This is a genomic window from Streptomyces sp. NPDC025638 (genome assembly GCF_055558775.1).
Genome location: NZ_JBVHLX010000001.1, coordinates 446,361 through 465,207 on the forward strand (window position 1 = coordinate 446,361; position 18,847 = coordinate 465,207).

Annotated in this window: 16 protein-coding genes and 2 tRNA genes; 14 read left to right on the top strand and 4 right to left on the bottom strand. The window is 69.1% G+C overall.

From position 1 onward, the window contains the following. Positions 1–73 precede the first annotated feature (73 nt). Positions 74–883 carry an Fpg/Nei family DNA glycosylase gene (locus ACZ4EG_RS02000; RefSeq protein ID WP_467789201.1) on the top strand — a complete coding sequence of 270 codons (810 nt, stop codon included), beginning with the start codon at positions 74–76 and terminating at the stop codon, positions 881–883. A gap of 49 nt (positions 884–932) precedes the next feature. Here ACZ4EG_RS02000 and ACZ4EG_RS02005 read toward each other — a convergent pair whose 3' ends face one another. Further along, the gene (locus tag ACZ4EG_RS02005; protein ID WP_453552382.1) at positions 933–2,186 is read right to left on the bottom strand and encodes a GNAT family N-acetyltransferase; all 1,254 of its coding nucleotides are present in this window, start codon (positions 2,184–2,186) and stop codon (positions 933–935) included. 150 nt (positions 2,187–2,336) lie between these two features. Here ACZ4EG_RS02005 and ACZ4EG_RS02010 point away from each other — a divergent pair, with 150 nt between their 5' ends. After that, on the top strand, positions 2,337–3,512 hold the full coding sequence (locus tag ACZ4EG_RS02010) for a PP2C family protein-serine/threonine phosphatase (protein WP_453552380.1): 1,176 nt from the start codon (positions 2,337–2,339) through the stop codon (positions 3,510–3,512). A gap of 77 nt (positions 3,513–3,589) precedes the next feature. Further along, positions 3,590–4,057: an HD domain-containing protein gene (locus tag ACZ4EG_RS02015; protein ID WP_467789462.1), complete on the top strand. Its 468-nt coding sequence runs from the start codon at positions 3,590–3,592 to the stop codon at positions 4,055–4,057. Here ACZ4EG_RS02015 and ACZ4EG_RS02020 read toward each other — a convergent pair. Further along, the gene (locus ACZ4EG_RS02020; RefSeq protein WP_467789202.1) at positions 4,047–5,132 is read right to left on the bottom strand and encodes an acyltransferase family protein; all 1,086 of its coding nucleotides are present in this window, start codon (positions 5,130–5,132) and stop codon (positions 4,047–4,049) included. The genes ACZ4EG_RS02015 and ACZ4EG_RS02020 overlap by 11 nt on opposite strands. 531 nt (positions 5,133–5,663) lie before the next feature. Between ACZ4EG_RS02020 and ACZ4EG_RS02025 the strand changes: the two genes are divergently transcribed. Then, positions 5,664–5,858, top strand: coding sequence for a hypothetical protein (locus ACZ4EG_RS02025; protein WP_363295173.1), 195 nt, complete (start codon positions 5,664–5,666; stop codon positions 5,856–5,858). A gap of 124 nt (positions 5,859–5,982) precedes the next feature. Here ACZ4EG_RS02025 and ACZ4EG_RS02030 read toward each other — a convergent pair. Beyond that, positions 5,983–6,053: transfer RNA gene (locus ACZ4EG_RS02030), tRNA-Gly, on the bottom strand. A gap of 163 nt (positions 6,054–6,216) precedes the next feature. On the opposite strand from ACZ4EG_RS02030, the gene ACZ4EG_RS02035 reads away from it, so the two are divergent. The 6 genes from ACZ4EG_RS02035 to ACZ4EG_RS02060 all read left to right on the top strand — a co-directional run bounded on the left by ACZ4EG_RS02035 (position 6,217) and on the right by ACZ4EG_RS02060 (position 11,479). Then, a tRNA-Pro gene (locus ACZ4EG_RS02035) sits at positions 6,217–6,293 on the top strand. A gap of 191 nt (positions 6,294–6,484) precedes the next feature. Next, positions 6,485–7,879, top strand: a complete 1,395-nt coding sequence (gene tig / locus ACZ4EG_RS02040; protein WP_467789203.1) for a trigger factor — start codon at positions 6,485–6,487, stop codon at positions 7,877–7,879. A gap of 327 nt (positions 7,880–8,206) precedes the next feature. Beyond that, a complete protein-coding gene (locus ACZ4EG_RS02045; RefSeq protein ID WP_453552755.1) occupies positions 8,207–8,812 on the top strand; it encodes an ATP-dependent Clp protease proteolytic subunit in 606 nt (201 codons plus the stop codon). 70 nt (positions 8,813–8,882) lie between these two features. Then, positions 8,883–9,548: an ATP-dependent Clp protease proteolytic subunit gene (locus ACZ4EG_RS02050; protein WP_453552753.1), complete on the top strand. Its 666-nt coding sequence runs from the start codon at positions 8,883–8,885 to the stop codon at positions 9,546–9,548. A 170-nt stretch (positions 9,549–9,718) separates the two neighbouring features. Beyond that, positions 9,719–11,005, top strand: coding sequence for an ATP-dependent Clp protease ATP-binding subunit ClpX (gene clpX, locus ACZ4EG_RS02055; RefSeq protein ID WP_363295170.1), 1,287 nt, complete (start codon positions 9,719–9,721; stop codon positions 11,003–11,005). A gap of 195 nt (positions 11,006–11,200) precedes the next feature. Continuing rightward, complete coding sequence (locus ACZ4EG_RS02060; RefSeq protein ID WP_467789204.1) at positions 11,201–11,479, top strand: hypothetical protein; 279 nt, start codon at positions 11,201–11,203, stop codon at positions 11,477–11,479. Positions 11,480–11,541: 62 nt separating this feature from the next. On the opposite strand, the gene ACZ4EG_RS02065 is transcribed toward ACZ4EG_RS02060, so the two are convergent. Beyond that, positions 11,542–12,459, bottom strand: a complete 918-nt coding sequence (locus ACZ4EG_RS02065) for a hypothetical protein (protein ID WP_467789205.1) — start codon at positions 12,457–12,459, stop codon at positions 11,542–11,544. Between the two features lie 137 nt (positions 12,460–12,596). On the opposite strand from ACZ4EG_RS02065, the gene ACZ4EG_RS02070 reads away from it, so the two are divergent. The 4 genes from ACZ4EG_RS02070 to ndk all read left to right on the top strand — a co-directional run bounded on the left by ACZ4EG_RS02070 (position 12,597) and on the right by ndk (position 17,674). Beyond that, positions 12,597–15,221, top strand: a complete 2,625-nt coding sequence (locus ACZ4EG_RS02070) for a valine--tRNA ligase (RefSeq protein ID WP_467789206.1) — start codon at positions 12,597–12,599, stop codon at positions 15,219–15,221. A gap of 146 nt (positions 15,222–15,367) precedes the next feature. After that, the gene (gene folC, locus ACZ4EG_RS02075; RefSeq protein WP_467789463.1) at positions 15,368–16,825 is read left to right on the top strand and encodes a bifunctional tetrahydrofolate synthase/dihydrofolate synthase; all 1,458 of its coding nucleotides are present in this window, start codon (positions 15,368–15,370) and stop codon (positions 16,823–16,825) included. 11 nt (positions 16,826–16,836) lie between these two features. Beyond that, positions 16,837–17,196, top strand: a complete 360-nt coding sequence (locus ACZ4EG_RS02080; protein WP_453552342.1) for a DUF4233 domain-containing protein — start codon at positions 16,837–16,839, stop codon at positions 17,194–17,196. 64 nt (positions 17,197–17,260) lie between these two features. Next, positions 17,261–17,674, top strand: coding sequence for a nucleoside-diphosphate kinase (ndk, locus tag ACZ4EG_RS02085; protein WP_453552340.1), 414 nt, complete (start codon positions 17,261–17,263; stop codon positions 17,672–17,674). Positions 17,675–18,847 lie beyond the last annotated feature (1,173 nt).

Below are 18,847 nucleotides of genomic sequence, written 5' to 3' on the forward strand. Positions count from 1 at the left end.
ACGGGTGACTTCTCTCGCGACCGAGACGGGGTCCGGGGCGGAGTCCCGGGCGGCAGGAAAGGACACGGCACCCGTGCCAGAAGGGCACACGATCCACCGGCTGGCGCAGGACTACGCCGAGCGCTTCTTCGGCACCGCCCCGCGAGTCACCAGCCCCCAGGGCAAGTTCTCCGACGCCGCCGAGCTGCTGACCGGAGCGGAGCTCACCCGGACGGAGGCTCACGGCAAGCACCTCTTCCTCGGCTTCCGTGACACCGACTGGGTCCATATCCACCTCGGCCTCTTCGGCAAGGTCAGCTTCGGTGACGCCCCGGCGCCCCCGCCCACCGACACGGTCCGCCTGCGCCTCGCGAACGAGACCGCGTACGTCGACCTCCGCGGCCCCACCACCTGCGCCCTGATCACGGACCCCGAGAAGCGGGCGATACACGACCGCCTCGGCCCCGACCCCCTGCGCACCGACGCCGACCCGACGGCCGCCTACGCCCGGGTGCGTCGCAGCCGTACGACGATCGCCGCCCTCCTCATGGACCAGAAGGTCATCGCGGGCGTCGGCAACGTCTACCGCGCCGAGGTCCTCTTCCGGCACGGCATCGACCCGTACCGCGAGGGCCGGGACATCACCCCCGCCGAGTGGGACACGATGTGGGGCGACCTCGTGGACCTCATGCGCGAGGGCGTCCGCAACAACCGCATCGACACCGTCCGCACCGAACACACCCCGGAGGCCATGGGCCGCCCGCCGCGCGTCGACGACCACGGCGGCGAGGTGTACGTCTACCGCCGGGCGAACCTGCCCTGCCACATCTGCGGCGGCGAGATCCGCACCGCGGGCCTCGCCGCCCGCAACCTCTTCTGGTGCCCGGCCTGCCAGAAGCGCTGACCGGCCGCCGGAAGACCCGGACCGGCCGCCGGGAGACGGCGACCGGTCGTCAGAACCCGTGCGGCAGCCAGGGCGCCACCGCCGAGCCGAAGGCCGTCGACGCCTCCGCCAGCGCACCCTGCCGCAGCTCCCGCACCCGTCCGGCCCCGGCCAGCGACAGCAGCGAGACACCGCCGAGGTACGCGGCCCCCAACTCCCGTACGGACAGGGCGAGGTCGGCCGCCTCCTCGGTGCGTTCGCAGGACGCCCCCTTCATGTCCCCACAGAGCCGCCAACGCCCGCTGTTCCAGGGGCAGAAGGCGTCCTCGACCTCGAACACCACATCGACCGGAGCCTGGTAGGTCCGCGCCTCCAGCGCCGCGCCGACGTCCACGAGCCGCACGTACAGCGAGTCGCGCACCAGCACCCGGCACCGCCGGATGTCGGACACCAGGTACTGCCACGGCTCGTCCACCGGCCGCCGCCGCGCGTCGATCGTCGAGGTCAGGTCGATGCCGAACAGGAACCGCCACAGCGCGGCGTGCGCGGCCGCGTCCAGCGCCTCCAGGTCCTCCAGTACCACCGTGCCCTTGGGGCCGGCCGGTTCCCAGTCGGGCTTGATCCGGAAGCGCGCGAAGCCCACGGTCTCCCCGTCCCGCTCCGCCAGTACGCACAGCAGCGGCGACGCCCCGTGCCGCTCGCTCTCCGGGTCGAGCAGTCCGACCCGGTCCCAGCCGGGCAGCCGCTCCACCATGGCCGGCCGCAGCGGCACGCGCCGGGCGTAGAGCGCCTCGCACACGTCGAGCACATCGGCCGGTGCGGCGTACCGCAGTCGTACGGCGTCGGTACCGGGCGGCACCGACAGCCGTACCCGGTCCGTGTCGATCTCGGCGTTCACGTGATACGTCGCGGCGCCGTACCCGAATCGTCCATAGATGACCGGCTCGGACGCCGTCAGGACCGCGAGCGGCCAGCCCCATGCCCGCACATCGTCCAGCTGCCGTCGCATCATCGAGGTCAGCACACCGCGCCGCCGGTGCGTGGCGGCCACACTCACCATCGTGACGCCCGCGGCCGGCACCGGGGCGCCGCCCGGCACGGTGAGCCGGAAGGCGAAGGCCCCCGCCGTGCCGACCAGCTCGTCCCCGTCCCAGGCGCCGATGTACCGGTCCGGCTCGATGAGTGAGATCCACAGCTCCCGCTCCTCGGCCGACTCGGGGACCGCACCGAAGGCGCGGATCAAGTGGTCGTACCAGAGGCCGAGGTCTTCCCGGCGCAGTACGCGCAGTTCGGTCGTGCGGTCGCTCGCGAGGTCAGTGCCCATGAACCATGCGTACCAGGGCATTGCGGGACGAGCGAGTGAATTTCTCCCGGGCGGCCGTGTGACGGGCTTCTGTGAAGTTGAGCCTCGGACGAGGGATAAGTCGGACCTCGCGTGCCAAGCGGCTGGTCCGCTGGATAGGGTCCCGGACTAATGGCAGCAGGAGGAGAGCGGCGCGCGAAGGCCGAGACGCTGACGGCCCGGTGGAGGATGCAGTGGCACCGGGCCCGGGTCGGTGTGCGCAGAAGTGCCGTGGACTACTTCCGCGGTGACGGCTCGGACTGGATCGCGCTCTTCGGACTGCTGCTGACGATCCCGGTCCTCGCGTCCATGACGCTCGCCAACTCGGTGTGGTGTTCACCGGCCACGCTGGTGCTGCCGATCGTCGCGGGCGGGCTGCTGCTGCGTCCGGCGAGTCTGCTCGGGCTGTACGCGGCGGCGGCGACGGCGCTGATCGTGGAGTCGGTGCAGCTGGGGCCGTACACGGAGGGGCCGTCCCGGGTCACCCCCGGCGTGGTCCTGGTGGTCGCCGCCTGTGGCTTCTTCGGGCTGCTCACGGCCCAGTTCCGCAGCCGGGTGGGGGTGCCCTGGCGGCGCGGCGGCACGATGCTGTTCGACCTGCGCGAGCGGATCCGGGTGCAGAGCAAGCTGCCGAAGCTGCCGCACGGCTGGCACCGGGAGATGGCGCTGCGGCCGGCGGGCGGCCAGTCCTTCTCGGGCGACTTCGTGGTCGCGGCCCGTACGAACAACGGCCGCACGATGGAGGTCGTCCTCACGGACGTGTCCGGCAAGGGCATGGACGCGGCGTCGCGGGCGCTGCTGCTGTCGGGGGCGTTCGGGGGTCTGCTGGGTTCGCTGCCGCCGCACGCGTTCCTTCCCGCGGCCAACGGCTATCTCCTGCGCCAGGACTGGGACGAGGGGTTCGCCACCTCGATCCATCTGGTCCTGGACCTCGACTCCGGGGACTACGAGCTGTTCTCGGCGGGACATCCGCCGGGGCTGCAGCTGAGCGCCGGCAGCGGTCGCTGGGAGGAGAAGGGCGCCGAAGGGCCGCTGCTCGGTGTGTACGACGGCGCCCAATTCGACCCCGTGAAGGGGTCGCTCCGTCCCGGGGACGTGTTGATGCTGTTCACGGACGGTCTGGTGGAAACCTCCGACCGGGACATCGTCGAGGGCATAGACCGGCTGACGGGGGAGGCCGACCGGTATGTCGCCGGAGGCTTCCACGGCGCCGCCTGGCACCTCATCGAGGCGGTGGCCAAGGACGTCAACGACGACCGGGCGCTGCTGCTGATCTGCCGGGACGCCGCGGCCGCGGCGGTCCGCTGACCCGCGCGCGGTCGGACGAGGGCCGTACAACGGCCGTCGGCACGGGGGACACTGGGGAAGTGACCGAAACGCATCGCATGCTCACCCTGACCGAGGTCGAGGCCGTCGCCCGCGCCGCCCACGAGGGGCAGACGGACAAGGCGGGGCGGCCGTACGCGGAACACCTGAAGGCCGTCGCGGAGGGCGTGCGCGCCCGGGGCGGGGACGACGAGCAGATCGCGGCGGGCTGGCTGCACGACTCCGTCGAGGACGACGCGCTGTCGCGCGAGTGGCTGAGCGGGGCCGCGCTGAGCCGGCGCACCAAGGACATCGTGCTCGCCGTCACCAAGCGGGCGGGGGAGGAGCCGGAGGCGTACGCCGAGCGCATTCTTCGGACGCCCGGCGCGCTGCTGGTGAAGGAGGCCGATCTGGCCCACAACGCGGACCCGGAGCGGCTCGCGGTCCTCGCCGAACCCGTCCGGAAACGACTGACCGAGAAGTACGCGCGGATGCGGGCACTTCTCGGTCTGACGGACGACGGGCCGGACGGGTCGGCTACGCGCTGACCTTCTCGCGGGCGCCTTCCGCCTTCTGCCGTTCACGGGCCAGTTCGGCCGCGTCCCGCTTGAACGCCCACTCCATCTTCGGCTCCATGGCGAACCGGAAGACGCGCTGCACGGGCCTGGTGCACAGCACGGTGACGACGGCCGCCGCCAGGACGCTGACCAGGATCTCGCCGAGCGGGTGGTGCAGCGAGGGGTGGTCGAACCAGCCCCGGTAGTCGGCGAACTTGATCACGAAGCCGTGCAGCAGATAGCCGTACAGGGTGCCGGCGCCCAGCGCGGTGAACCACATCTTCCGGCGCGGCACCCAGGCGAAGAAGCAGGCGGTGAGCACCAGCGAGCAGCCGAACAGCGCCAGGACCATGAGCGGGCCGCACCACCAGGGCGCGCCGAACTCCTGGGCGGACTGGCGGTGGTAGAGCCACGCGGTGTTCATCCGCGGCACGCTCCACCAGCCGACCGCCAGCGCGGCCGCGAAGACCGGCACCGACGCGATGCGCACCCAGCGGCGGCGCACCAGCTGGAAGTGGTGCGGCTTCATGCACAGGCCCAGCACGAAGTACGGCAGGAACTGCAGGACGCGCTGGAGGTCCAGATCGTCACCGATGCTCGGGGTGACCGAGGCCAGCATGGCGAGGCCGATCGCCAGCGGGAGCGGCCATCGGACCAGCTTCCAGATGGGCGTGGTCAGCCGCCAGATGAACAGCGCGCACAGGAACCAGGTCAGATACCAGGGATCGAGAAGGCTGATCTCCTGGTCGGGGGCGTGGTCGACGAACCGCTTGAAGAGCGGATAGGCGGTCTCGAAGACGATGTACGGCACGGCGACGCCGGTGATGAGCCGTTTCAGCCGGTCCGGGCGCATGTCGAAACTGCGCGAGAAGAAGCCGGAGATGATGATGAACGCCGGCATGTGGAACGCGTACACGACGGTGTACACGCCCTCCAGGATGCGGCTGTCGCCCTTCAGCGGTTCCCAGGAGTGACCGATCGCGACGAGCACGATCGCCAGGTATTTGGCGTTGTCGAAGAACGCATCGCGCTGTTTGCCCGGTTCGTCCCGCTTCTGCGTACTCATCGGGGTGCGCGGACTCGGCACTCCGTTCACCGGCGACTGTGCCGGTGGGAGCGGCCTTCGGTGGTGGCCGGGGGACGAGGCGGCGTCAAACATCTGAGGCACCCTAGCGTCGTCTGTGGGATTTCGTAAAACCCCCAGTGTGTTTCCTTGATATGGGGCTTCGGGTGCCCCGGATTCACAGAAGTCGACGCGTCTGTCCACGTGATGGTCAGCACACCGCAGGCTGCCGTTCACCCTTGATGTCCCGATTCATGCTGACTAATTGGGGCATAACACGGTCCTTCGGCCAACAATTCGAATTAGCTGCGAACGAGATGTGTGGACAGTGAAACGAAGCCCTCAATTCCCTGTGTTCCGGGCGTGGGCCGGTTCCCGAATTGTCGTGCGCCGAGTCGCCCCGTTGCGGGCGGCCGTCCGACGATGCGTCACGCGCCGCATACGGTGGCCGGGTTGGTGGCACGATGGTTCTGGCGGGGGTGCGGGGATGTACCTCCGGGCCGGGAGAGCGGACCGACCGAGGGTGTGATCAGTGTGGCCATTTCACTGTCCGTGGTGCTGCTGTTGGCGATCATCCTTGTGGTGCTGATCCGAGGGGGGAGCATCAAGGCCGGCCCCGCCATCGTCGCGATCCTGTTCGGCTTCTTCCTCGCCTCGACCGGCATGGCTCCGTCGATCCAGCGGTTCCTCAACTCGATAGCCGAGACGATCAACTCGATCAGCTTCTGATGAGGCTTCCGGGCGAGCGCGGATCTGTACGTTACGTACAGACGTCGCGGTATGTACGCAGCCCCCGGAAATGATCAGGGCCAGGCGGAGGAATCGTCCTCCGGCCTGGCCCCGAGTCGTACAGAGCGGGCGACGGGAATCGAACCCGCGTAGCTAGTTTGGAAGACTAGGGCTCTACCATTGAGCTACGCCCGCACGGGACGCGCCGCAGGTCGTCGACCGCGGCACAGGAGGCATCGTAGCGGGTTGCATGCGCTCGCCGCACACCCATTGCGCGCCGCGCCACCGTGCGCCCGCGCGCTCCGCAAAAGCGGCGGCCGGACTGTCTGCGGGCATGTACCCTACGTGTCGCACCAGACGGGGTGTGGCGCAGCTTGGTAGCGCGTCCGCTTTGGGAGCGGAAGGCCGTGGGTTCAAATCCCGCCACCCCGACCACCGGCCGAGATCATTCGTCGGCCACGCCCGATGATCGCCTTTTGGGGCGTTCGGCCGCTGCGGTTACTATGCAAGCTGCGCGCCCGTGTGTCCCGGCCCACTCGGCCTACGAACTCCTCCGGGCGGCTAAATCCGCCGGACCTGTCTGGCTCCGGCGAACCCCAAGAAGTCAGCCACAAGGAGACCGAACCGTGAAGAGCGCCGTGGAGACCCTGAACCCGACCCGGGTTCGGCTCACTGTCGAGGTGCCCTTCGAGGAGCTCAAGGACAGCCTCGACGCGGCGTACAAGAAGATCAACCAGCAGGTCACGGTGAAGGGCTTCCGCAAGGGCAAGATCCCGGCCCGCGTCATCGACCAGCGGTTCGGCCGTGGCGCCGTGCTGGAGGAGGCCGTCAACGACGCGCTGCCGAAGTTCTACACCGAGGCGGTCAACGAGGCCGAGCTCAGCCCGCTGGGCCAGCCCGAGGTCGACATCACCGAGCTGAAGGACGGCGAGACGCTGAACTTCACCGCCGAGGTCGACATCCGCCCGGCCCTGGAGATCCCGGACTACTCCGGCATCGAGGTCGAGGTCGACGCCGTCGAGGTGACGGACGAGGACATCGAGAAGTCGGTCGAGCAGCTCCGTGAGCGCTTCGCCTCCACCTCCCCGGTCGAGCGTGCCGCCGAGGACGGCGACGTCGTCACGATCGACCTGCAGGCCAAGGTCGAGGGCGAGGTCCTCGAGGACGGTGTGGCCGAGGGTGTCTCGTACACCATCGGCTCCGGCGAGCTGCTCGACGGCATCGACGACGCCGTGAAGGGCCTGGAGGCCGGTGGCGAGGCCACCTTCACCTCCGAGCTCAAGGGCGGCTCGGCGGCCGGCAAGGAGGCCGAGGTCACCGTCAAGGTCACCCAGGTCGCCGCCCGCGAACTGCCCGAGCTGGACGACGAGTTCGCGCAGCTCGCCTCCGAGTTCGACACCCTCGACGAGCTGAAGGCCGACAGCCGCAAGCGCCTCGAGAACATGAAGCAGTACGACCAGGCCACGCAGGCCCAGGAGCGCGTCCTGGAGAAGCTGCTCGAACTGGTCGAGGTCCCGGTCCCCGAGAAGCTGCTCGAGGACGAGATCAACACCCGAAAGCACAACCTGGAGCACCACCAGCTCGGGCAGATGGGCCTCACCCTCGACAAGTACCTGGAGATCCAGGGCAAGACCGCCGAGGAGTTCGAGACCGAGACCCGTGAGGCCGCGGTCAAGGGCATCAAGACCCAGTTCGTCCTCGACGAGCTGGTCAAGTCGGAGAAGCTCAACGTCAACCAGGAGGAGCTCACCGAGCACCTCATGCGGCGTGCGGCCTCCTCCGGCATGTCCCCCGACCAGTTCGCCCAGGCCGTCGTCGAGGGCGGCCAGGTGCCGCTCCTCGTCGGCGAGGTCGCCCGCGGCAAGGCCCTGGCCGTCGTGGTCGAGGCCGCCACGGTGAAGGACACCAACGGCGAGATCGTCGACCTGGACGACGAGGACGAGGTCGAGGCGGCCACGGAGACGGTCGAGGCCGTCGAGGGCGCCGCCGAGACCGCGGACGAGGAGAAGGCCGAGGGCTGAGCCCCGCGGAGCTTCTGACGACGTACGACGGGCCCTGGGGACCATCCCTGGGGCCCGTTGCCGTACCGGGCGCGCGTACGGACGTCAGGGGCGCGCAGAACTGCGCCACCAGCCACAACGTACCCGCACCCGGAAGGGCGCCGCTTCCCCGACGGCGCTACGCCCCCGGCGAACACCCTCATCTCCGGGATTCCCCGGAGGGGCCTGAGCGTTAGGGTCCATAAGTACGAGGGCAAGGGGACTGGAGTCCCCGCCAAGCCCCGGCAGGACTACGTGAGACGGCCCGGCGCCGTCGTAAGACGAGCAGGTGGATACGTGACGAATCTGATGCCCTCCGCCGCCGGCGAACCTTCCATCGGTGGTGGCCTCGGCGACCAGGTCTACAACCGGCTGCTCGGCGAGCGGATCATCTTCCTCGGCCAGCAGGTCGACGATGACATCGCCAACAAGATCACCGCGCAGCTGCTGCTCCTCGCCGCGGACCCGAGCAAGGACGTCTACCTCTACATCAACAGCCCCGGTGGCTCGGTGACGGCCGGCATGGCGATCTACGACACCATGCAGTACATCCCGAACGACGTGGTCACGATCGCCATGGGCATGGCGGCCTCGATGGGCCAGTTCCTGCTCACCGGCGGTGCCGCGGGCAAGCGCTTCGCGCTGCCGCACGCGGACATCATGATGCACCAGGGCTCCGCGGGCCTCGGCGGCACGGTCTCGGACATCAAGATCCAGGCCGAGTACCTGATGCGCACCAAGAAGCGCATGTCCGAGCTGACCGCGCGGCACTCCGGCCAGACCGTCGAGACGATCGTCCGCGACGGCGACCGCGACCGCTGGTTCACCCCGGAAGAGGCCAAGGAGTACGGTCTCATTGACGAGATCATCACGCATGCCTCCGGTGTTCCGGGAGGCGGCGGCACCGGTGCCTGACCGGCCCGGCCCCGCACGCTCCGCCGAGTACTCCAGCCCCCAGAACGCCACCAGGACGGTGAACACGCACATGAGCAACTTCCCCGGCGCCGCCAGCGGCCGCTACGACGGGCCGCGGCCCGAGAGCCGCTATGTCATTCCGCGCTTCGTCGAGCGCACCTCCCAGGGCATCCGCGAGTACGACCCGTACGCGAAGCTCTTCGAGGAGCGCGTCATCTTCCTCGGCGTCCAGATCGACGACGCCTCCGCCAACGACGTCATGGCGCAGCTGCTGTGCCTGGAGTCGATGGACCCCGACCGGGACATCTCGATCTACATCAACAGCCCGGGTGGCGACATGACCGCCCTCACGGCGATCTACGACACGATGCAGTTCGTGAAGCCCGACATCCAGACGGTGTGCATGGGCCAGGCGGCGTCCGCCGCGGCCATCCTGCTCGCCGCCGGTACGCCCGGCAAGCGCATGGCGCTGCCGAACTCCCGCGTCCTCATCCACCAGCCGGCCGGCAGCACCGGCCGCGGGCAGCTCTCCGACCTGGAGATCATCGCCAACGAGTTCACCCGGATGCGGTCGCAGCTGGAGGAGATGCTCGCCAAGCACACCAACCGGCCGATCGAGAAGGTCCGCGAGGACATCGAGCGCGACAAGATCCTCACCGCCGAGGAAGCGCTCGAGTACGGCATCGTCGACCAGATCATCTCCACCCGGAAGATGAACAACGAGAACGTCCGCTGACGCGGAGGACCCGCACTCTGTCGCCCTTGGCGCGGTGCACGTCAAAGTGAACCGTGCCAAGGGGGGCCCGAACGGGGGGCCCGGCAAGGTACCGTCGGACATAAGGCAGCACCAGGAGCCGCTGGATTCGAAAGCGTCCAGGCGTCTCCCAGGCGAAGGGGAAGCACACCGTGGCACGCATCGGTGACGGCGGCGATCTGCTCAAGTGCTCGTTCTGCGGCAAGAGCCAGAAGCAGGTCAAGAAGCTCATCGCAGGGCCCGGTGTGTACATCTGCGACGAGTGCATCGATCTCTGCAACGAGATCATCGAGGAGGAGCTCGCCGAGACGAGCGAGGTGCGGTGGGAGGAACTCCCCAAGCCCCGCGAGATCTACGAGTTCCTGGAGGGCTATGTAGTCGGCCAAGAGGCCGCCAAGAAGGCTCTCTCAGTCGCGGTGTACAACCACTACAAGCGGGTTCAGGCGGGGGAGAACGGCGGCGCCCAAGGCCGCGACGACGCCATCGAGTTGGCGAAGTCGAACATTCTCCTGCTGGGCCCCACGGGCTCCGGCAAGACGCTCCTCGCACAGACCCTGGCGCGCATGCTGAACGTCCCGTTCGCGATCGCGGACGCGACGGCGCTGACGGAGGCGGGTTATGTCGGCGAGGACGTCGAGAACATCCTCCTGAAGTTGATCCAGGCCGCGGACTACGACGTCAAGAAGGCCGAGACGGGGATCATCTACATCGACGAGATCGACAAGGTCGCGAGGAAGAGTGAAAACCCTTCCATCACTCGCGACGTGTCGGGCGAGGGTGTGCAGCAGGCCCTCCTCAAGATCCTCGAAGGCACCACGGCCTCGGTCCCGCCGCAGGGCGGCCGTAAGCACCCGCACCAGGAGTTCATCCAGATCGACACGACGAACGTGCTGTTCATCGTGGGCGGCGCGTTCGCCGGACTGGAAAAGATCATCGAGGCACGGGCCGGCGCGAAGGGCATCGGCTTCGGCGCGACGATCCGCTCGAAGCGTGAGCTGGCGTCCAAGGACGTCTTCGAGGACGTCATGCCGGAGGACCTGGTCAAGTTCGGCATGATCCCCGAGTTCATCGGCCGTCTGCCGGTGATCACCTCGGTCCACAACCTCGACCGCGAGGCCCTGCTCAAGATCCTGGTGGAGCCCCGCAACGCCCTGGTGAAGCAGTACCAGCGCCTCTTCGAACTCGACGGCGTGGAACTGGACTTCGAGCGCGAGGCCCTGGAGGCCATCGCCGACCAGGCCATCCTCCGCCAGACCGGCGCGCGCGGTCTGCGCGCCATCATGGAGGAGGTCCTGATGTCGGTGATGTACGAGGTCCCGTCCCGAAAGGACGTGGCCCGAGTCGTCATCACGGCAGACGTCGTCCACTCGAACGTGAACCCGACCCTGATCCCACGCGACGCCCGCGGCCGCGGCCAGGGCGAACAGAAGACGGCGTAGCGACAGCCCCAAGCTCCAACGGATGCCCGGCACTTGCAAGGTGCCGGGCGTCACTCATGTTCACGCCACGCATCGGTGTCATCACGCCAGGTTCACCTCACGCCTGTGGCGCGTGACCTGTTCTGTGATCGAGTGGACTCGACCAAATCGATCGCCAGTTCGTGTGATCGACGCTGGAAAACGGGAGGGATCCACATGAAACGGCTGAAGTCGAAGCGGCTCCTGGCTGCGGCAAGCGTGGTCGTCGCGGCGGGAGTCGTACCGGTGGTGGCGGCGACACCGGCGAGCGCCAATCAGAGCAGTTGCGTCAACTATCTGGGCAATCTCGGGATCTACCGGATAGGTCCCAAGGTGAAGTCGGCATGCAAGCTGGGCGAGCACCTTTCGGGGCGGCCTTTGTGTACCAACAACCTCGTGGTCATCCACGTCAGGCCGGAGCATGCGATCGAGGCCTGCATGCGCGCCGGCAACTGATGCCGAAGGGGCACGACCGCGGCAAGCGGTCGTGCCCCTTCGTTCGGACGGTGTCCGAGTGGTCAGATCTTGACGCGCACGTCGTTGCGCAGCTTCGCCGCGAGGTCCGCCGTGTCGGCGACCGAACCGCCGTCGCCCGAGGCCAGGGCCGCGAAGCTGAACGCCGAGACGTAGCCGACGGTGCTGTGGTCGGCCCAGATGCACATGGGCAGCTTCACGGTCTTCGGTGCGCTGGCGGAGGTCGAGTCGGAGTTGTCGATCTCGGCCACCTGGCACTTCATGATGCCGTTCGAGAAGCCCGCCGGGTGCTGCTCCTCGGGGCTGCCGATCAGCTTGCTGTCCCCGGCGCTCTTGTCCTTCTCGGACTCCGACTTGACCTTGGCGAACATGGCGTCCACGACGGCCTCGGGGTTGTCGATGGTCCCGTACACCCCGCCGAAGGAGAGCGACTTCGCGGACAGACCCGTGCCGCTCTGGTAGCCGGCCTTGACGTCCTTGGCGTTCTTCACGCCCCACTTCTCGAAGTCCTTGACGTCGGAGTCGGTCATGTCGCCCGAGCCGGCGCTGTCCGACTTCTTGTACGTCCCGTTGATGACCTCGGCCGGCGTCGTCAGCTTGTGCGGGCCGTCGTCGGCAATGTCGGAGCCACTGCTCGAGCTTCCCTTGCCGACCACGAAGAACACACCCACCGCAACGGCCGCCACCACGGCCACCGCACCGATGATCAGGCCCGTCTTCTTCTTGCCGCCGCCCGGGGCCGGGGGCTGGGGGACGGCGTAGCCGGGCTGGCCGTACGGGTTCGGCTGCTGGGGTGCGCCCTGCTGGGGGTAGCCGTAGCCGGGCTGGGGCGGAGGGGCCTGCTGAGGGTAGCCGTAGCCGGGCTGGGGAGCCTGCGGCTGCTGGCCGTAGGGGCCCGGCTGGCCGTACGGTCCGGGCTGCTGGGGCTGCCCGCCGTACGGGCCCGGCTGGTTGTGACTCATTTCTGGGTTCCCCTCCAGATGCTTATGTGTTCCTGACATCCTGGCGCAGGCACAGGAAGCCCACCGCACCGGGGGGCGCACCGTTACAGAACAAACGCGTTTCGGGACTGGGTCGTGACACCTCTAAACTGACCCCCGTGACCGAGAACGCTCAGCAGCAGCCACCAGCGCCCGACACCGAACTGCCGACCCAGTACGCGCCGGCCGATGTAGAGGGGCCGCTGTACGAGCGCTGGGTAGAGCGGGGTTACTTCGAGGCGGACGCGAAGAGCGACAAGCCCGCGTACACCATCGTCATCCCCCCGCCGAACGTCACCGGCAGCCTGCACCTCGGGCACGCCTTCGAGCACACGCTCATCGATGCCCTGACGCGACGCAAGCGCATGCAGGGTTACGAGACGCTGTGGCAGCCCGGCATGGACCACGCCGGCATCGCCACGCAGAACGTCGTCGAGCGTGAACTCGGCAAGGAAGGAAAGTCCCGGCACGACCTCGGGCGGGACGCCTTCGTCGAGCGCGTCTGGCAGTGGAAGGCCGAGTCCGGCGGGCAGATCAGCGGACAGATGCGGCGCCTCGGCGACGGCGTCGCCTGGTCCCGCGAGCGCTTCACCATGGACGAGGGGCTGTCCCAGGCCGTCCAGACCATCTTCAAGCGGCTCTACGACGACGAGCTGATCTACCGCGCCGAGCGCATCATCAACTGGTGCCCCCGCTGTCTGACGGCCATCTCGGACATCGAGGTCGAGTACCAGGACGACGACGGCGAACTCGTCTCCATGAAGTACGGCGACGGGGACGACACCATCGTCGTCGCCACCACCCGCGCCGAGACCATGCTCGGTGACACCGCAGTCGCCGTTCACCCCGACGACGAGCGCTACAGGCATCTCGTCGGCACGCTCATCAAGCTCCCGCTGACCGACCGCTCCATCCCGGTCGTCGCCGACACGCACGTCGACCCCGAGTTCGGCACCGGCGCCGTCAAGGTCACTCCGGCCCACGACCCGAACGACTTCGAGATCGGCCAGCGGCACGGTCTGCCGTCCATCACGATCATGGACGAGCACGCCGTCATCACCGCCCACGGCCCCTTCCAGGGCCTGGACCGCCTGGAGGCCCGCTCGGCGATCGTCGCTGCGCTGCGCGCCGAGGGCCGGATCGTCGCCGAGAAGCGGCCGTACGTCCACTCCGTCGGCCACTGCTCGCGCTGCAAGACCACCATCGAGCCCAGGCTCTCCATGCAGTGGTGGGTCAAGGTCGGCCCGCTCGCCAAGGCCGCCGGCGACGCGGTCCGCGACGGCAAGGTCAAGATCCATCCGCAGGAGATGGAGAAGCGCTACTTCGACTGGGTCGACAACCTCCACGACTGGTGCATCTCACGGCAGTTGTGGTGGGGGCATCGGATTCCCGTCTGGTACGGCCCGGACGGGGAAGTCGTCTGCGTCGGCCCCGACGAGGAGCCGCCGAGCGGCGAGGGCTGGCGTCAGGACACCGACGTCCTCGACACCTGGTTCTCCTCCGGCCTGTGGCCCTTCTCCACCCTCGGCTGGCCCGAGCAGACCGAGTCGCTCGCGAAGTTCTACCCGAACTCCGTCCTGGTCACCGGCTACGACATCCTCTTCTTCTGGGTCGCCCGGATGATGATGTTCGGCCTGTACGCGATGGACGGCACCCCGCCGTTCCACACCATCGCCCTGCACGGCATGGTCCGCGACCAGTTCGGCAAGAAGATGTCGAAGTCCTTCGGCAACGCGGTCAACCCGCTGGACTGGATGGACAAGTACGGCTCCGACGCGCTCCGCTTCACCCTCGCGCGCGGCGCCAACCCGGGCGTCGACGTCCCGATCGGCGAGGACTGGGTCCAGGGCTCCCGCAACTTCGCCAACAAGATCTGGAACGCCACCCGCTTCGCGCTGATGAACGGCGCGACGGTGGACGGGCCGCTGCCGGACCCGGCGAAGATGTCCGCCACCGACCGCTGGATCCTCTCCCGCCTCAACTCCGTCGTCGCCGAAGTCGACGCGTTCTACGAGGACTTCCAGTTCGCGAAGCTCTCCGACGCCCTCTTCCACTTCGCGTGGGACGAGGTCTTCGACTGGTACGTCGAGCTGTCCAAGACGACGTTCCAGGCGGGCGGCGAGGCCGCCGAGGTCTCCAAGCGCGTCCTGGGCGAGGTCCTCGACGTCACCCTCCGGCTCCTCCACCCGGTCGTCCCGTTCGTCACGGAGACGCTGTGGACCACCCTCACCGGTGGCGAGTCGGTCGTCATCGCCGAATGGCCGGCCGACAGCGGCTTCCGTGACGCGGACGCCGAGCGCGAGATCGAGACCCTCCAGTCCGTCATCACCGAGGTCCGCCGCTTCCGCGCCGACCAGGGCCTGCAGCCCGGCCAGCGCGTCCCGGCCCGCCTCACCCTGGACGGCACGGCCCTCGCCCCGCACGAGGCGGCCATCCGCCAGCTGCTGCGGCTCCAGCCGGAGGGCGAGTCCTTCACGGCCACGGCCACCCTGCCGGTCGCCGGCGCGGAGGTCGCCCTCGACCTCTCCGGCACGATCGACGTGGCCGCGGAGCGCAAGCGCCTCGCCAAGGATCTGGCCGCCGCCGAGAAGGAGAAGGCCCAGGCCACGGCCAAGCTCGGCAACGAGGCGTTCCTCGCGAAGGCCCCGGACCAGGTCGTGGACAAGATCCGCACGCGGCTCGCCAAGGCCGACGAGGACATCACGCGGATCCAGGCCCAGCTGGACAAGCTGCCCCCGGCGTAACCGCCCGTACGGCACTGAAGGCCCCCGGAGCCACACGGCACCGGGGGCCTTCGCCCATGTCTGTCCATGCCGCTCCGTAGACTGGTGTCGTGAGCGAAGCGCCCGGCACCAACGACCAGCCCGACCCCCTCGACTCCTTCGACGAGATGATCGCGGCGGAGACCGACCGCGACCCCGACCTCGCGGTGATCGAGGCCGGCAGCCGCACCCTGCGCACGCAGGGCGGGCCGGCGCAGGCGGACGTACCCGCGAGGCCCGAGGACCCGGAGGTCGACAAGGCCCTGCGCGAGGTCGAGGCCGAGCTCGCCACCCGCTGGGGCGAGACCAAGCTGGAGCCGTCCGTCAGTCGCATCGCCGCGCTCATGGACGTGCTGGGGGATCCGCAGCGGTCGTACCCCTCGATCCACATCACCGGGACGAACGGCAAGACGTCCACGGCCCGCATGATCGAGGCCCTTCTCGGCGCCTTCGAGCTGCGCACCGGCCGCTACACGTCCCCGCACGTGCAGTCGGTCACCGAGCGCATCAGCCTGGACGGCGCGCCGATCTCCGCCGAGCGGTTCATCGAGACGTACCAGGACATCAAGCCGTACATCGAGATGGTCGACGCCCTGCAGGAGTTCCGGCTGTCGTTCTTCGAGGTGCTCACCGGCATGGCGTACGCCGCGTTCGCGGACGCGCCGATCGACGTGGCCGTGGTCGAGGTCGGGATGGGCGGCAGCTGGGACGCGACGAACGTGATCGACGGCGACGTCGCCGTGGTCACCCCCATCGACCTGGACCACACGGACCGGCTCGGCGAGACCCCCGCCGAGATCGCCGTGGAGAAGGCCGGGATCGTCAAGCAGGACGCGACGGTCATCCTGGCCCAGCAGCCGGTGGACGCGGCGCAGGTGCTGCTGAAGAAGGCGGTCGAGGTCGACGCGACGGTGGCCCGGGAGGGCCTGGAGTTCGGCGTGGTGGACCGCCGGATCGCCGTGGGCGGCCAGCTCCTCACCCTGCGTGGCCTGGGCGGCGAGTACCCCGAGGTATACCTCCCGCTGCACGGCGCCCACCAGGCGCACAACGCGGCCGTGGCGCTCGCCGCGGTGGAGGCGTTCTTCGGCGTCGGCGCGCAGCGCGCCCAGCCGCTGGAAATCGACACCGTCCGAAAGGCCTTCGCCGCGGTCTCCTCGCCCGGCCGCCTGGAGGTCGTACGGCACTCGCCGACGATCGTCCTGGACGCCGCGCACAACCCGGCGGGCGCGCGGGCGACGGCCGAGGCGATCGGCGAGGCCTTCGACTTCAGCCGGCTGATCGGGGTCGTGGGCGCGAGCGGCGACAAGAACGTGCGCGGGCTCCTGGAGGCCTTCGAGCCGATCTTCGCGGAGATCGTCGTCACGCAGAACTCCAGTCACCGTGCCATGGACGCGGACGAGCTGGCCGCGGTCGCCGTCGAGGTGTTCGGCGAGGAGCGGGTACAGGTCGAGCCGCGGCTGCCCGACGCCCTGGAGGCCGCGATCACGCTGGCCGAGGAGGAGGGCGAGTTCGCGGGCGGCGGTGTGCTGGTCACGGGCTCTGTCATCACGGTGGGCGAGGCCCGTCTGCTGCTGGGCAAGGGCTGAGGAGGAAAATCATGCGTACGCTCTGCTCCTCGACCCTGATCGGCGAGTTCTTCATCATCGGCTTCGCCGGGCTGGTGGCGATGAAGGACCCGGACCTGTCGACGACCACGGTGTGGACGGTCAGCGGGATCGCGATGTTCCTGTGCGTGGTGCTGTGCGGTGTGGTGACGCGCCCCGGCGGAGTGGCCCTCGGCTGGGCCCTTCAGCTCGCGCTGATCGCCTCTGGAGTGTTCGTCCCCACGATGTACTTCATGGGGGTGCTGTTCGCGGCGCTGTGGTGGGCTTCCGTGCACTACGGAAGAAAGATCGACGAGGCGAAGGCCCGCTTCGCCGCGCAGGCCGGGTCGCCCACTACACCTGACGCTGCGTAACAGGGGTTCGGACACGCCCTGTAACCTCGTCCCACCGCACACGTCAGTCAGAAGGAGCCTTCCCGTGACCCAGCGCACCCTCGTCATCCTCAAGCCCGACGCCGTTCGTCGCGGCCTGACCGGCGAGATCATCAGCCGTATCGAGCGGAAGGCCGGCTGGCAGATCACCGCGCTGGAGCTGCGCACGCTGGACCACGAAACGCTGGAGCAGCACTACGGCGAGCACAAGGGCAAGCCCTTCTACGAGCCCCTGGTCGAGTTCATGGCCTCCGGCCCGGTCGTCGCCCTGATCGTCGAGGGCGAGCGCGTCATCGAGGGCCTGCGCGCCCTGGCCGGCCCCACCGACCCGATCGCCGCGGCGCCCGGCTCCATCCGCGGCGACTACGGCGTCATCGTCCGCGAGAACCTGATCCACGCCTCCGACTCTGAGGAGTCGGCGGAACGAGAGGTCAAGATCTTCTTCCCCGGCCACGCGTAACCCTCCGGGGGTTCGCGGCCCGGACACCGCCCGCTGCGACACCGTGTCGCCCCGGGGCTGCGGATCCGGGTGACTCGGAGGTACGCGGGTTTGTGACTCGGGTGACCACCGGTCCGGCGAGCTGCATGCCCGGGCGAATCGGCGGTTCGGGGCGGTTGGGTCGCACGCCGGGTGGTAAGCGGGTCGGTGGCTCGGGTGGCCACCGGTCCGGCGAGCCGCTCGCCCGGGTGTCTCGGCGGTTCGGGGCCTGTTGGGACGCGCTCCGGGTGGTGCTCCGGGTGGTGCGTGGGTCTGAGGCCTGGCGGCCGCCCGGTTCGGGTGGTTGCCGGTCGGGTGGCTCCCGGTCCGGCGGGCTGTCGGTCTCGACGCCTGTCGTCTCGCGGCTGTGGGTGCGCATTGTCCGTCGTTCCGGCCGGCTTCGCGAGCAGGGGGCTCGGTGTCTTCTTCCCCGGCCACGCGTAGCCCTCCGGAGGCTTGCCGGCACGGACTCATTCCCTAGGCCGTCGGCCGCCCGCCGCCCGCCCGCTGCGGGCGGCGGCACTCTGTCGCCCCGCGGCTGCGGATCCTTTCGACCTGCCGACCCGGGCGAATCGGCGGTTCGGGGCGGTTGGGTCGCACGCCGGGTGGTAAGCGGGTCGGTGGCTCGGGTGGCCACCGGTCCGGCGAGCCGCTCGCCCGGGTGACTCGGCGGTTCGGGGCCTGTTGGGACGCGCTCCGGGTGGTGCGTGGGTCTGAGGCTCGGCGGCCACCCGGTTCGGTGAAGTGCCGGTTCGGGTGGGTTGCCGGTCCGGCGGGCTGTCGGTCTCCATGCCTGTCGTCTCGCGGCCGTGGGTGCGTATTGTCCGTCGTTCCGGTCGGCTTGGCGCGTCGAGGACTTGGTGTGTCAGGGGCCGTGGCTCGGGGTGGCTTTTGCGCCGGGTAGTTGGGATGGGTGTGGTTCGTTGCGGCGGGGGCGGAGTGCCGTGGTCTTGGGGGAGGCGTGCGGGGAGCGGGTCCGGCGGGTCGGGGTGGCAAATTTTCGGGGATTTTTTTGATGGCGTGTCAGTTCGGTCGGACCGGCTGACCTGGGGCGGGGGTACGTTTTCGGCCTTCGCTTGGCATATGCGTGGCGATCGGGGGAACGAGTGCCCCCGATGGGCCGTCTCCAGGAGCGAGGCGGCGCACCGCATGCTG

Bases quoted from the DNA above. Each gene is read 5' to 3' on its own strand.
- ACZ4EG_RS02005 (WP_453552382.1), bottom strand. From the start codon at position 2,186: ATGGGCACTGACCTCGCGAGCGACCGCACGACCGAACTGCGCGTACTG.
- ACZ4EG_RS02010 (WP_453552380.1), top strand. From the start codon at position 2,337: ATGGCAGCAGGAGGAGAGCGGCGCGCGAAGGCCGAGACGCTGACGGCC.
- ACZ4EG_RS02015 (WP_467789462.1), top strand. From the start codon at position 3,590: ATGCTCACCCTGACCGAGGTCGAGGCCGTCGCCCGCGCCGCCCACGAG.
- ACZ4EG_RS02020 (WP_467789202.1), bottom strand. From the start codon at position 5,132: ATGAGTACGCAGAAGCGGGACGAACCGGGCAAACAGCGCGATGCGTTC.
- ACZ4EG_RS02045 (WP_453552755.1), top strand. From the start codon at position 8,207: ATGCCCTCCGCCGCCGGCGAACCTTCCATCGGTGGTGGCCTCGGCGAC.
- ACZ4EG_RS02050 (WP_453552753.1), top strand. From the start codon at position 8,883: ATGAGCAACTTCCCCGGCGCCGCCAGCGGCCGCTACGACGGGCCGCGG.
- ACZ4EG_RS02060 (WP_467789204.1), top strand. From the start codon at position 11,201: ATGAAACGGCTGAAGTCGAAGCGGCTCCTGGCTGCGGCAAGCGTGGTC.
- ACZ4EG_RS02065 (WP_467789205.1), bottom strand. From the start codon at position 12,459: ATGAGTCACAACCAGCCGGGCCCGTACGGCGGGCAGCCCCAGCAGCCC.
- folC (WP_467789463.1), top strand. From the start codon at position 15,368: ATGATCGCGGCGGAGACCGACCGCGACCCCGACCTCGCGGTGATCGAG.
- ACZ4EG_RS02080 (WP_453552342.1), top strand. From the start codon at position 16,837: ATGCGTACGCTCTGCTCCTCGACCCTGATCGGCGAGTTCTTCATCATC.